This is a genomic window from Bacillus cereus group sp. BfR-BA-01380 (assembly GCF_022663535.1).
In the GTDB taxonomy this organism is placed as follows: Bacteria; Bacillota; Bacilli; order Bacillales; family Bacillaceae_G; genus Bacillus_A; species Bacillus_A cereus_BB.
Map to the genome: position 1 here is coordinate 75,046 of NZ_JAKUFS010000018.1, position 13,365 is coordinate 88,410.

Below are 13,365 nucleotides of genomic sequence, written 5' to 3' on the forward strand. Positions count from 1 at the left end.
GAAGGAACTTTTTTTCTTTTGAAGAGGAAAATTTCATGTTCCTTCCAATATATATATAAGAAATATATAGAAGGGGAGGGAGAGATGTGGATCGTAGAACATTTCAAGGACTTTCAATGCCATGTGCCTTTCTTAATGAAGATGCATTAGAGAGAAATATTCAATCTATTATTCAGCTTCATAAAGGAAAACGTGTTCGGATTGCGAGCAAATCATTACGCTCTGTTTCAGTGATGAAGAAAATTTTACAATCACATGCGTGTTTTCAAGGGATTATGTGTTACTCACCAGCGGAAGTTCTGTTTTTAATTGAAGAGGGATTTGATGATTTATTGCTTGGATATCCGGTTTGGGATGAAGAGTCTCTGAAGAAAATAAGTATACTTACAAAACAAGGATACAAGATTACTTGCATGGTAGATTGCGAAGAGCATATTCTGTATTTGGAGCATATTGCATTGCAAGTAGAAGGAACGTTTCATATTTGTTTTGATATTGATATGAGCAGTCGTTTTTTGGGCTTTCATTTTGGAGTAAAACGGTCTCCTTTACGTACTGCAGAACAAGTACTACAAGTAGCTGATAGAGTTTTACAATCATCTTGTTTGAAAATAGATGGTGTTATGGGCTATGAAGCACAGATAGCAGGTGTAGGGGATCATGTACCAAAACAAAACTTCCAAAATAAAGTGGTGTCTTATTTAAAAAGACGGTCAGTAAGAGAAGTTGCAAACAGACGAGAGTTAATTGTACAAGCATTAGGGCAAAAAGGAATTTCATTACGTTTTGTAAATGGCGGAGGAACAGGGAGTATAAAGACAACCGTTCAAGATGAGTCTGTTACAGAAATTACGGTTGGGTCTGCTTTTTATTCTCCGTCCCTTTTTGATTATTATAGAGACATTGCATTTGAGCCAGCAGTTGGATTTGTATTACCAATTGTCCGTCAGCCAGAACCTCATGTTTATACATGTTTAGGTGGAGGATATATTGCATCGGGAATGACTGGAAAGGATAAGCAACCGCAGCCGTATATGCCAAGTGATGCAAAATTACTTCCATTAGAAGGAGCAGGTGAAGTGCAAACACCTGTTTACTATGAAGGAACAGAACAATTAAGAATTGGAGAGGGCATTGTGTTTCGGCATAGTAAAGCAGGGGAGTTATGTGAAAGGTTTTCTTCTTTATATCGTATTTCTGATGGTGAAGTAGTAGGAGAATATCGAACATATCGGGGGGACGGGCAATGCTTCCTATAAGGGGCCGGCAGTGGCGAAATTGGACAGGGAATGTACAAGGGGTGCCGCAGTATACGATGTATCCAAAAAGCATTGAAGAGGTTGCTGAGGCTGTAAAATTTGCAAAAGAAGTTGGAAAGCGTATTCGTGTGGTTGGCTCGGGTCATTCTTTTACACCACTTGTTCAAACAGAAGAGATTTTAATTTCTTTGGATGAATTACAAGGGATCAGCGGGATTGATTCACAATCATTAATCGCAGAAGTATGGGCAGGTACAAAGCTGTCTCAGTTAGGTGAAATATTGCAAGAGAACGGATATGCACAAGAGAACTTAGGGGATATTGATGCGCAGTCTATTGCTGGGGCAATTAGTACAGGAACGCATGGAACGGGGATTTCGTTTGGAAATTTAGCAACACAAGTTGTGGAAGTAACAGCTGTTCTTGCATCAGGAGAAGTGATTACGTGTTCTGAAAAAGAATATCCACAATATTGGAAGGGGTTTCAATTGTCGCTTGGCATGCTGGGGATTATTGTAAAAGTTAAACTAAAAGTCATACCAGCATATTCACTTGCTTATGAAAGTAAAAAAGAATCATTTGCTACTGTTATGAGTAAATTGGAAGAATATAAGAAGAATCGTCATTTTGAGTTTTTTATTTTTCCATATTCTGAAGATGTTCAAGTGAAAATTACAAACGTAACGGAGGAAATAGGAGGAGAACTAAAGTGGCATAAACTCAAAACAGCTTTAATAGAAAATATGGCTTTTTCATTGTTATCAGAGAGTTGTCGCCTTGTTCCTTCTATAAGTAAAAGTGTTAGTCAATTATCAGCAAAAGGAGTACCAAATACCAAAATCGTAGGTCCAAGTTATAAGGTGTTTGCAACTGCTCGCAACGTCCGCTTTTATGAGATGGAATATAGTATTCCAGCAGAATATATGAAAGAAGTGGTAGAAGAAATTTATAATCTCATTTACGAAAAAAAATTTCAAGTACATTTTCCTATTGAATGTCGCTATGCAAAAGGAGATGATATTTGGCTTAGTCCGTCATATGGAAGAGATTCTGCTTATATTGCGGTTCATATGTACAGAGGGATGCAGTACACACCTTATTTTCAAGCAGTAGAACGTATTTTTCAAAAGTATGAAGGACGTCCGCATTGGGGGAAAATGCATACAATGACATATGATACGTTGCAACAAGTATATCCAAAATGGCATCATTTTTTAGAAGTGAGACAAACAGTAGATCCAACAGCGATGTTTTTAAATCCATATTTAGCGAAAGTATTTTCATTAAATATCGAATAAAGCCATCCTTCCTCTACTAGAAGGATAACTAGAATGTTTTTCATGATGAAGGGCTCCTTATATAAGCGCTATAGTTGCCGTGGTTAGCTGGTGGTATAACACATGATGTGTTATTCACTTATATTATCAAGAAAAGAAAGTATATTCATTTTGAAGAGCATGGGAACTATATTGCTTCCATGCTCTTTTTTAGTAGGTTTCTAATGTAGTTGAGTTACATTGGATTTGGAAGAAAGAATATACGGTTGAATTTGTTGCTGCCACGTAATTGTAGTAGATTTCTTTTTATAGGTTAGCCATTCTCGATAGTCTTCTTGCGTTTTCCATAATGTGCGAATGAAGAATTCAGTAGCATCTCTAACATGTTTTGTATAGGAGACTTCTATATTAATAAAACCTAGCGTATTAGGAGATGGGTAATATTGTTTTAATACTTTTAGTACTTCGTTTTCGCAATCTATTTTTATATAAAGCGTGTTTGTCACAATGAACATAATGGATCCCTCTTTTTTTAAATAGTAAAGTAATAAGATAAGCATTGTTTTTCTTCAGTCATAACATAGGCAATCCCTCCAGTTATGCTTACGAAGTTAGCTGTCGGGTTCGGGTCTTGAAGGGTACCCTACTGTAAAAGATTCACCCCTAGTAAGCCTACAATAACGGTTCCTCCGCTCCATATGGATTCAGCAAAAAGTGTTTATCCCGCATTAACGGGCAGTAAGACCCCCACCTCAAGAATGAGAGAGAAGTGTTGTCCAGCTCTAGCGGCTAGAATCTCCGGTCGTTTCGCCCCCTCGGACGAGGCAAAAAGCACCTCTCTGTCAGGGGCGTGGGCGTCCTGCGATTCTGAGCGAGCCGCTTCCGCTTTTCTAAAGAAGATAGGTGGGGGGATAACTGCCCATAAAAGCCCGATTGGTTCAAGTAACCATCAGTGGGGGATGAAAAAACCCTCCCACTGATGGAAGTTTCACTTCATATAAAGTATAATACTATTCAGAAAAAACAGAGTAAATGTAAAGGGGACGACAATTTTTTACAAAAAAAATGAAGTGATAACATTTTGATGTTCTAATTCCTGTACTTGATTTTGCTTTTGGTAAACATATATAAATACAAATTGAAAAACCGACATAAAAACCCCTTTCTTTTTAGGGGAGAACGAGAGCATCTGGCCATGCATAGAAGCGGTCGGGACCTTTTCCTGCCACATGCGAGGTTTAAAACAAAGGGAGAAAGCGAGAGCAGGTCATGTTGTATTCTGCATAGCAGTGACTTATATGTCGAAAACTTCTCATTGAGAAATTTTTCACTTTATATTAAGATTTTAGTATTAGATTTTTATATATAAATATAAAAATTAATGGAAATATTTGAATGATTTTATTACAGTTTTTCTATGATTCGTTATATTTTGTTATAAAAAATAAACTGTATTTAATGAGTTTGTAAACAAACTGTAAAATAAATCATGTATAAATGTAGAAGAAGGGAGTCGGATTATGAACTATTTTAAGCGTATCAGTAGTTTTGTATTAGCTGGATTTGTTTGTTTCACTAGTACAGTTGCTGTAAAAGCTGAGTCAAACGACGAGAAATTAAACAACATGCAGCAGCAATTGCAAAATAATAATAATGACATGCAGCAAAAAGAAAAAGAAAAGCAAGCTGTAATGAAAGACATTGAAGGAATTCAAAAGGAATTATCGGACTTAAATAATACAATTTCAAAAAACAAAGAAGAACAAGATGCAATTCAGCGTAAAATCGATGAAACGCATAAACAAATTGAGCAAAAAATGAAAGAGATTATTAATTTAGAAAATAAAGTACTTATGCGTAAAGGTATTATGAAAAAACGTATGGTCTCTGTTCAAGATAACTCAAATGTAAATTTAGTAGTAGAAGTAATTGTAGACTCAAAAAACATTGCAGAGCTCCTGCAACGTATGAGTGCGGTTTCTACAATTATGGATGCAGATAAAGAGATTCTTCGTTTACAAGAACAAGATCTTCGCCAAATTGAAGCCGATAAAAAGATAATTGATGAAAAAGAAAAGTCTTTAGAAGGCGATAAACAAAAATTAGCAAAAGTACAAGCTGATTTACAAGACAACTTAAAGAAACGTCAAGATAATCTACAATCTGTACAAGCAAAGTATAATCAAATTTCTAGTCAGCTGACGCTTGCTGCGCAAGAAAAAGCAAAGCTTGAAGCAGATATGAAGAGCGTACAAGATACAATTGCTCGTGAACAGGCAGCAGCTGCAGAGCGTGAAAAAGCTGCAAAAGCTGCACAAGCTTTGCAAGCACCACAAGCACCACAAGCTGCACAAGCTGCACAAGCTTCACAAGCACCAAAAGCAAGTGACAAGCCTTTAGATAAACCATCTAGCGGTCGTGAAATTTTTGTAGAGGCTACGGCTTATACAAATGATCCAGCAGAAAATGGTAAACAGCCAGGTGAACATGTACATACTAGATGGGGAGGATACGATTTAACTGCAAATCCAAATCTGAAAGTAATTGCCGTTGATCCAGCAGTTATTCCGCCATTATCACGCGTATGGGTTCAAGGATATGGCGAAGCTATTGCTGCTGATACTGGTGGTGCAATTCAAGGATATCGCATTGATGTTTTCGTACCAGATAAAGGGGCTTCTAGCTCTTGGGGTAGAAGACAGGTTAAAGTTATTATTTTAGATTAAAGCAAAAGGTCTACTTTGCAAAAGCAAAGTAGATTTTTTTATATCAAATGTTAAGTTAACTTTACATTTTGTAAAGTTTAGCATACAATAATGGTGAGAGGTGGTAAAATTGACCATTTATAATCGAGTAAAAGAATTACGAGCCCGTTTTCATTTTTCACAAAGTATATTGGCTGAAAAGGTGGGGGTAACGAGACAAACGATCGCTGCTATTGAGAAGGGGGATTATGTCCCATCATTATTACTAGCGCTCATGATTTGTGATGTATTTGGTATGCAGATGGAAGAGGTATTTGTGTTACAAAAGGAGGAGGAAGGAAATGAATAGAATCGGTCTTTCTTATGTAATAAATATAGGTATACTTGCTATAACATGCTGGGTATTTGTTGAGTATTTTCATGTCATTACGGAACTTGCAAACATTATTCGTACTGAAAAGCAAACGTGGTATGTTACGATGAATTTAACACCAATCACATTAATGCTGATTATAGCAGTAGGGATCTTCATTGCTTACAAGGTGCAAAAAAAGAAATATAAGAAATTATCATTTTGGACATTTCCATTATTATTTCCAAGTGAAGATGAGAGAGAAGAAATATTAACAGCAAAAGCGTGCCGAACTACCGTACTTTCATTAGTAATTATTATGCCTTTTGCAGTCGCCTTGTCCGTTTTTTATCCACTATTCAATCAAAACATTCCAGAATATCCACTATACGTACTATTCTTCATTTGGCTAATCCAAACTACAGTCTTTCATATTTCTTTATATCGTAATAAGGTTGTGTAAAAGATGTGCCAAAGAGCACATCTTTTTTTTTGAATATAGGGGATTTTTCTGTGTTTTTACAAAAGTTTAATGAAATGCTATAGGGAGAGTTTACAAATCCTTTTTACAATAGAAGAAGTATTGACATTGGGGGGATTAGAGAATGAGAAAGGCTTTGCTCTGTGGCGGAATTATGGCGAGTGTATTATGGACAGGCAATCATGTAAACGCAGAAGAAATCAATCAAGAAACGAAACAATTTGCCAATCAAATAGAAAGTTTACCAAAAGGGAGTATTTCAAATCCAGCATTTCGTGGGCAAGTAGAGGAAATGGTAAATAAATTCATTAGTAATAAGCATAAGAATACAAAAATAGAAAGAACGGCCATTTTTTCAATGCCAAGCAAAAAAGCAGAAATCGCGGCATCTTCACCAGATGGTAAGGCGTTAGTTGTAACAGAAGCAGACTTAGGACAAATTAGCATCCTTTCAATTGAAAATTTACAAGACATTCAATTGAAAGGGACAGTGAGTTTGAAAGGAATTCATTCCGAAGCAGAGGTTACGAGTACAACAGTTACACCAGATGGTAAGTATGCACTCGTTGCTTTTCGTACCGGGGATAACTTGTATAATGCGCATAGAGGAAAGATAGCAGTTATAGAGTTATCATCTGAAAATATTGTGAAAATATACGAGGTGGGTGTAGGGCCAGATTCTATTGCTTTATCAAAAGATGGGACAAAGCTTGTTGTTTGTAATGAGGATGAAGAAGGAGATCCAAATGACGGAAATGAAGTCAATATGAAAAAAACAAAGCGACCGGGTACAATTTCTATCATCACGTTCCCTAATGGAGATGTATTGAAAGGAATTCACCATGAGCTATCAATTGATATAAGTCAGATTGGAAATGGAACAGTGTACAAGCATGATCCGCAGCCAGAATATGTGGCGATTAGTCCAAATGGAGAAAAAGCAGCTGTTACATTACAGGAAAACAATGCAGTTGCTATTGTTAATTTGCAAGGACAAAACATTGAAACAATATTTGGCCTTGGAACAACAAAGCATAAAGCAGATTTGCAAAATGATGGTGTTGTTTCTTTTCAAGATGAACTGATTGCAAGACCAGAACCAGATGGTATAACGTGGGATCAATCGGGGCGTTTTGTAATTACTGCTAATGAAGGCGACCTAGGGAAAAATGAATTTAAAGATGGTGTGAAATCAGGTGGACGCAATATATCTGTATGGAGTCAAAATGGTTCGCTTGTATATGATAGTATGAATCTTATTGATGAAAAAGTGGCAGCTAAAGGTTTATATTTAGATAGTCGTAGTAATAGCCGAGGCAGTGAAGTGGAAAATGTTGCGACAGGAATAATACAAGAAAGTCCGATTATGGCTGTTGCTGCTGAAAGGGCAAATGCAGTACTCTTTTTTGATATAACAATCCCGATGTTCCCTGTTTATATTGGTCTTGTTCCTTCAGGAGGCAAAGCACCGGAAGGGATTCATAAGATTAGCAACCGTAATATGTTTGTAAGTGCAGATGAAGCAGATGGAACATTGAGCTTTTATTGTTTGCAAAAATGATAATTATGGCACTTCCTAATAAGGAGTGCCATTTCCTTTGTCTTGTATATGTCACTTGTATATCTAGCATTCTTACTTTATCATTTTATATAAGGAAAATTTTGTGAAGGAAAGGAATTGGAGTATGAATAAGAAAAAGATTTATAGTATACTGGCACTTCTTTTATTTATTGTAGGTGGCATTTTAATTGCCAAACCATTTTATGATGGTTATAAAGCTGGAAAGATGCAAGGCGAAAACGCACAAGCTATTAAGAAAATGAAGTATGAAAAACAAGAAACGAAATTTGTTGATGCTTCTAAAATAAAACAACCGGATTTAGCAGATGTGGCAAATGCTTCATTAGATAAAAAGCAAGTTATTGGGCGTATATCTATTCCGAGCATGGGATTAGAATTACCAATTTTAAATGGTTCAACAGAGAAAAATTTATTATCAGGTGCAGCAACAGTAAAAGAGAAACAAGAGATGGGAAAAGGGAATTATGCATTAGCAGGACATAACATGTCGAAAAAAGGTGTGTTATTTAGCGATATTTCGAAACTAAAAAAGAATGATAAAGTATATTTATATGATAGTGAAAATGAATATGAGTATGCGGTACAACAAGTAACAGAAGTCACTCCGGATAAGTGGGAAGTTGTTGAAGATCACGGAAAAAATGAAATAACCCTTATTACATGTACGTCTGTACTTGATAATTCAAAGCGATATGTAGTATCTGGGAATTTGGTGCAAACGAAAAAAATGAAATAATTAAAAAGAAATTCCACCTTCGTTGAGGGTGGAATTTCTTTCTTCTATAAGCAAGCGATAGAAAAAGGAGAAAATGCGTAAAAAAAGCTGAGGGGCAACCCCTCAGCTTTTTTAGTCCATCCACTTTACTAATTTTTTTGAAAGTAATAGTAATATACATCCTAAGAAAATAGCGACAGCTCCAATAACAGCAAATACTTCTGAGTAACCTAATGATGTTGTAAAGTTTGCTAACTGTCCACCTAAAACATTAGCGACACCTGTACTTGCTAACCAAACGCCCATTAATAAAGATGCGAGTTTGATAGGAGCAAGTGCACTTACCATTGATAGTCCGACTGGAGATAAGAATAATTCCCCTAATGTATGGAATAGGTAAGTAAAGACAATAAAGAGCAGGTTTGCTTTTTCTGTAATTGCTTGTTCATTACTTCCTGTTTTTAACGTAGCAGCAACAAGAACCATATAACCAATTCCAAGTAAGATCATACCGAGACCCATTTTTGTTGGGATTTTTAAATCACCGCGTTTTGTAGAAGCAAGCTTTGTCCAAAGTGCAGAAACAACTGGTGCTAATAAAATAATAAATAGTGGGTTTACAGATTGAAACCAAGATGTTGGAATTTCCCAACCGAATATAGAGCGGTCTACAAAGCTATTTGTATATAATGTTAAAGAACTACCAGCTTGTTCAAATCCAGCCCAGAAGAAAACAACAAAACACGTTAAAATGATAATCACGGCTGTATGTTGTTTTTCTTTTTTCGTTAATGGTGTATTACCAGCTGTTTTGTTGCCTGTTCCTGTTTGTAAAGCTGCTGTCGGTTTTTTACCAATATCACCAAGAAAACGATTTGATAATGTTGTAAATAAAATTTGTCCGACAATCATCCCAATAGACGCAGCTAAAAATCCATATCGGAAACCGTAATGCATAACGCCATCTACTGTTGTTTTAAACAAATCTTCTGATAAATATCCACAAACAAGTGGAGCAAGGAAGGAACCGACGTTAATTCCCATATAAAAAATTGTGAAGGCACCATCACGGCGCGGATCATTTTCTTTATATAATTCTCCGACAAGGGTAGAAATATTTGGTTTGAAGAAACCGTTCCCGATAATAATAAGCGCTAATCCGAGGTATAGCCCTAATTGGCTTTGCAGTGCAAATAACGTAAGGTTACCAATTGCAATTGTTATACCACCGAGCGTAATCGCTAATCGTCTACCAAGAAAACGATCTGTTAAAAATCCGCCAATTAATGGAGTGAAATAACAAGCGCCTGTATAAAAGCCGTAAATCGTAAGTGCCCAGCTCTTACTAAAACCAAGACCACCGTTTATTAAGGCTGTTGTTAAATATAATGTTAATAATCCTCGTAATCCGTAATAGCTAAATCGTTCCCACATTTCTGTGAAAAAGAGTAAGTATAAACCTGGAGGATGTTTCTTTTTTTGCTGTTTTTTTTCATCAAACTGCAGCGCAGCTTCCATATGCAATTCCTCCTAACATAAAAAACAAAGTTAATAATTTTATCTGATTAATAGTTTACTTTATTAAATTTGTGAAGTCAATAAAGGTCTATTTTTGTAGAAAAATATTCTTATATAATGATAAAGGAGGGGTAATGCATAAAAAAAGCCCCTTTCATCACGAAAGGGGGCTCCTTTTATCGAATAGCAGATGTTCCAATTGCAACTGTTTTATTTTCTTTTACAGTTGTATTTTGACGAAGGCGTAATGTAGCTTGTCCTACTGTATTAGGAGCAATTTGTACATTCACGACTTTTTCAGCGGAACCTTGGCTATTTGTAGTAAAGGAAAATGAATTACTATAACCGTAAGAAGAAGGCCAAATTCCGTTTTCATTTTGAACTTTTGCTACTTGTGTACCACCACTTGTATAAATACCTAAAGAGTAATTATTGTAAGTAGTATTCGGTAACAAATGATTTGCTTGTATTTTTAGTTGAAATACACCGCTGTTTGGAAGAATACTAGGGTGAATAAAGTTATAATCATTTGTTGAGACGTTTCCATCATCAGTATTATTGCTGTTAGTATTATAGCCGTAAGAACCAGGTTTAAATGTACTTGGATTAAACCATTGATATCCTTGGTTAGGAGCACCCCATGGTTCTGGTTGCGGCTCAGTTGATGCACTTGGTTGTTCAAATGTTTTTAATGATGTTGGTGTGTCTAGTTGTAATCCTTTTACTTGATCTAAGCTAGTATATGTTTCTTTTGCAGAGAGCCATTTTACGACATTTGTTAATAAAGTAGCATCGCTTTCTTCTTTATATCCATCATATGTTTTTTTAGACTGTCCTGTATCTTCACGAACATATTTTGGCGTTGCATCTTCAACTGGCGAAGAGTCACCGATAAAGGCTGCTTTTCCTAAACCAACTTTTGCCACCGCAACGTAAGCACCTTCAGCGATACCGCCGCCGTTATATACACCACTATCAACGGCGTTATTCCACTTAGGTAAACTTTCTGGTAAGTAGACAATTCCTTTTGCTAAATTCGGGTTTACAATTGCAATTGTAGATCCGGCATGCATAGCAACAGATGAAACACCTGTAGTAATTCCGAATGATTGATCGGGTGCTACAATTTTATCTGTAGAAACATCGCCAATTGCATTATAGCGGAAGCGCACGCCAAAGTTGCTTGCTAGCCAGTCAGAACTTTCTACACCTTGCATAGCTTGTGAAGATGCTTCTTCAGAAGACATTCCTTTTGCGGGATTACTCCATGCTCCGCGGCGATACCCGTTGAAAACCTCTGAGGAATCCCAGCGATTTTTATTACGGTCAGCATTATAATGATCGGCGATAAAAAAGATACTGCCGCCATTTTTTACATATTGAAGCATTGCATCTTGTTCTGACTTTTTATAAGGAATGTTTGCTTCTGGAATGATGAACACATTGTAATCTTTTAAGTCATCATATGTAATAGGTGTTGATTTACGTAGTTCTTTTACAAAAAAGCCTTTGTTTGCAATGCCGTTTCCGAAATCAGAAAATCCCCCATCAATAACCCAATCAGCTGTTCCTGCTGTTTGACCATGTGTATTATCAAATAATACTTTTTTTCCAGCGTTTTCGTTCACAATTTTTGCTGCAATTTGTGGAGCTGGATCTACAGCGCTTTCAGCAAAAGTTGTTGAACTAAACATGGTGGCCATACTTAAAGTCATTCCTGTTGCTAATGTGAGCTTCAGCCATTTTTCTTTCTTCATAATAATCCCCCTAAAGTACGTTTAGTTAAGTAAGAGTGCGATTCTTTCAACTAACTATCAGCTGCCCCTACGAATAAAAGTGTCCCTATATTACTTTACCGGAATATAACGGAAGAAGAAAGGGGGAATTTATAAAATCTTTTAAAAATAAGATAAATTTTGTTGAGAAATATTTTTGTATGCAGCAGTAGAGGAGAAAAAATCCCTTCCTCATATGAGAAAGGGAGTAGCATTACCCGATTTTTGAAGAAGATTTCGATGTTTTATCTATTGTATGAAATCCTTTTGCATAATAAACAACTACTAAAGCGATGAGCCAAATTGGTCCAACAATTAATGCGATACGTGTATCAGCGGAATATGCCATAATTCCCAATACTAAAGCAAGGAAAGCGAGCGTAACGTAGGAGCTAAGTGGATACAATGGCATTTTGTACGTTAATTTGTTTTGCGCCTCCTGTGATAGCCCCTTGCGGAAACGAAGCTGCGCAACTACAATGACACCCCAAGTCCAAATTGCTCCGAACGTGGAAATACTCGTTAGCCACGTAAATACTTTTGCAGGAACAACGTAGTTTAATGCAACGCCTATTAATAATACGAAAGCTGTTGCTAAAATTCCTTTGCTTGGAATTCCATTTTTATTTAGCTGACCAAATTTTTCTGGTGCCTGTTTTTGCTGTGCTAATGTAAATAGCATACGGCCTGTACTAAAGAGACCGCCATTACAAGAAGAAAGAGCAGCTGTTAATACAACAAAGTTAATAATTCCTGCTGCTTTCGCAATGCCGATTTGTTCAAACGTTAGTACAAATGGACTACCTTTGTCACCAAGTTCATTCCATGGATAGATTGCCATCATAACGAATAGGGCACCTACGTAGAAGATTAAAATGCGCCAAAAAACGTTATCAATCGCTTTAGATAATGTTTTTTTCGGATTTTCTGCTTCACCAGCTGTTACACCAAGTAGCTCTACTCCTAAGTAAGCAAATAGTACCATTTGTAATGATAGAAGAAGGCCAGAAAATCCATTTGGGAACCAACCACCGTGTGACCAAAGATTTGAAATTCCAGTCGCTACGCCGCCATTTCCAAAACCGAATAAAATAATACCAGCACCAATCACGATCATACAGATAATTGTGACAATTTTAATTAAAGCAAACCAGAACTCAAGTTCTCCATACACTTTAACCGATAAAAAGTTTAATGCGCTCATTAATACAAGAGCAAGTAACGCCCAGACCCAACGTTCCGTATTTGGGAACCAATATTGCATATAAATTCCTGCTGCTGTAATTTCAGCCATACAAGTTACAACCCATAAGAACCAATAGTTCCAGCCTGTGATATAACCTGCTAGCGGACCTAAATAGTCATGTGCATATTTACTGAATGAACCGGCAACAGGTTGTTCAATTGCCATTTCTCCAAGTGCCCGCATAATAAAAAAGATCGCAAGGCCTGCAATGATATAACCGAATAAAATAGATGGTCCTGCGAGTTTAATAGCGGAAGCGGATCCTAAAAATAGTCCAACCCCAATAGCAGAGCCAAGTGACATAAGAGTAATATGACGTTGTTTTAACCCGCGGTTTAAGTTTTCTTCTTTGTTTGTGTGCTGCATAGTAACCCTCCTTTATTAGTAAGAAATATGTTGTATCCGCTTGCATATTTATTTAACTATTTAAAATTATAAAACATTTCTATCTGTTA

The 13,365-nt window shown here is 36.5% G+C and carries 11 protein-coding genes and 1 riboswitch; of the genes, 7 read left to right on the forward strand and 4 right to left on the reverse strand.

Features of this window, described 5'->3' with window-relative positions:
* The first annotated feature begins 86 nt into the window (after window positions 1-86).
* Together MR076_RS16760 and MR076_RS16765 are read left to right on the forward strand one after the other, a co-directional pair.
* The gene (locus MR076_RS16760) at window positions 87-1,259 is read left to right on the forward strand and encodes an amino acid deaminase/aldolase (RefSeq protein WP_242222380.1); all 1,173 of its coding nucleotides are present in this window, start codon (window positions 87-89) and stop codon (window positions 1,257-1,259) included.
* Window positions 1,247-2,557, forward strand: a complete 1,311-nt coding sequence (locus tag MR076_RS16765; protein WP_242222381.1) for a D-arabinono-1,4-lactone oxidase — start codon at window positions 1,247-1,249, stop codon at window positions 2,555-2,557. Before MR076_RS16760 ends, MR076_RS16765 begins: the two co-directional genes overlap by 13 nt.
* A 200-nt stretch (window positions 2,558-2,757) precedes the next feature.
* Here MR076_RS16765 and MR076_RS16770 read toward each other — a convergent pair whose 3' ends face one another.
* Window positions 2,758-3,051 (reverse strand): antibiotic biosynthesis monooxygenase family protein, encoded by a 294-nt coding sequence (locus tag MR076_RS16770; protein ID WP_242222382.1) that lies wholly within the window; start codon window positions 3,049-3,051, stop codon window positions 2,758-2,760.
* A gap of 70 nt (window positions 3,052-3,121) precedes the next feature.
* Window positions 3,122-3,256, reverse strand: a riboswitch (cyclic di-AMP (ydaO/yuaA leader).
* Window positions 3,257-4,056: 800 nt separating this feature from the next.
* Here MR076_RS16770 and MR076_RS16775 point away from each other — a divergent pair.
* The 5 genes from MR076_RS16775 (at window position 4,057) to MR076_RS16795 (ending at window position 8,392) form a co-directional block, all read left to right on the forward strand.
* The gene (locus MR076_RS16775; RefSeq protein WP_242222383.1) at window positions 4,057-5,262 is read left to right on the forward strand and encodes a 3D domain-containing protein; all 1,206 of its coding nucleotides are present in this window, start codon (window positions 4,057-4,059) and stop codon (window positions 5,260-5,262) included.
* A 100-nt stretch (window positions 5,263-5,362) separates the two neighbouring features.
* Window positions 5,363-5,590 carry a helix-turn-helix transcriptional regulator gene (locus tag MR076_RS16780; protein WP_242222384.1) on the forward strand — a complete coding sequence of 76 codons (228 nt, stop codon included), beginning with the start codon at window positions 5,363-5,365 and terminating at the stop codon, window positions 5,588-5,590.
* Entirely contained in the window at window positions 5,583-6,056 is a 474-nt protein-coding gene (locus tag MR076_RS16785; RefSeq protein WP_242222385.1) for a DUF2178 domain-containing protein, read from the forward strand. Before MR076_RS16780 ends, MR076_RS16785 begins: the two co-directional genes overlap by 8 nt.
* Window positions 6,057-6,198: 142 nt before the next feature.
* Entirely contained in the window at window positions 6,199-7,635 is a 1,437-nt protein-coding gene (locus tag MR076_RS16790; protein ID WP_242222386.1) for a choice-of-anchor I domain-containing protein, read from the forward strand.
* 124 nt (window positions 7,636-7,759) lie between these two features.
* Window positions 7,760-8,392 (forward strand): class A sortase, encoded by a 633-nt coding sequence (locus MR076_RS16795; protein WP_242222387.1) that lies wholly within the window; start codon window positions 7,760-7,762, stop codon window positions 8,390-8,392.
* A gap of 111 nt (window positions 8,393-8,503) precedes the next feature.
* On the opposite strand, the gene MR076_RS16800 is transcribed toward MR076_RS16795, so the two are convergent.
* The 3 genes from MR076_RS16800 to MR076_RS16810 all read right to left on the reverse strand — a co-directional run bounded on the left by MR076_RS16800 (window position 8,504) and on the right by MR076_RS16810 (window position 13,276).
* Window positions 8,504-9,889 carry a peptide MFS transporter gene (locus MR076_RS16800; RefSeq protein WP_242222388.1) on the reverse strand — a complete coding sequence of 462 codons (1,386 nt, stop codon included), beginning with the start codon at window positions 9,887-9,889 and terminating at the stop codon, window positions 8,504-8,506.
* A 176-nt stretch (window positions 9,890-10,065) separates the two neighbouring features.
* The gene (locus MR076_RS16805; RefSeq protein ID WP_242222389.1) at window positions 10,066-11,646 is read right to left on the reverse strand and encodes a DNA-binding protein; all 1,581 of its coding nucleotides are present in this window, start codon (window positions 11,644-11,646) and stop codon (window positions 10,066-10,068) included.
* 232 nt (window positions 11,647-11,878) lie between these two features.
* Window positions 11,879-13,276, reverse strand: coding sequence for an amino acid permease (locus MR076_RS16810; protein WP_242222390.1), 1,398 nt, complete (start codon window positions 13,274-13,276; stop codon window positions 11,879-11,881).
* Window positions 13,277-13,365 lie beyond the last annotated feature (89 nt).